Source organism: Oleiphilus sp. HI0061, assembly GCF_001635675.1.
On the sequence record NZ_LWFE01000463.1, the window covers coordinates 1 to 586 of the forward strand.

Sequence of the window (586 nt, forward strand, 5' to 3'; positions counted from 1 at the left end):
GCCCGCCCTACACTTAACGCTCATTTCTGGGAAGATAGCCCTGACATATTTGGCGGCCGAGATTTAAAAATGGGTGGCACCTGGTTAGCCCTTTCCAAAGGTGGCCGCCTCGCTGCAATTACAAATTATCGCGCGCCAGACTCCAGAGTATACGAACGATCTCGTGGAGAAATTCCCTCAAGCTTCCTTCAAGCAAGCTGCTCTGCAAATGAGTTTGCAGCTCAAATTTCAAGCGATGAATATGCCGGATTTAACGCTCTTCTGTTTGATGGCTCAGACTTGGTATATTGCCATAATCGTGGTCAGACGAGAGGTAGTCAAACCCTAAAGCCGGGACGGTATGGCTTAAGTAACCACCTGCTAGATACGCCTTGGCCAAAAGTACGAAAAACCAAAACAGCTCTCGAACAGGCCCGGCAGAACCCTGATAACACTGAAGCAGCTAGACACTTACTGTTGGCACTACAGAACCAAGAACAAGCATCGCCTGAAGAACTGCCGCAGACAGGCATCCCTCAAGAGTTTGAGCAAGTGCTCTCTTCCCCCTTTATTAGAACGCCCAACTATGGAACTCGTGCGAGCAGCG

General features: G+C 49.7%; 1 protein-coding gene. It reads left to right on the top strand.

Features of this window, described 5'->3' with window-relative positions; genetic code table 11:
* Positions 1-586 (top strand): NRDE family protein (locus tag A3735_RS06185; protein WP_068637773.1); only part of this gene is annotated, 586 nt, incomplete at both ends.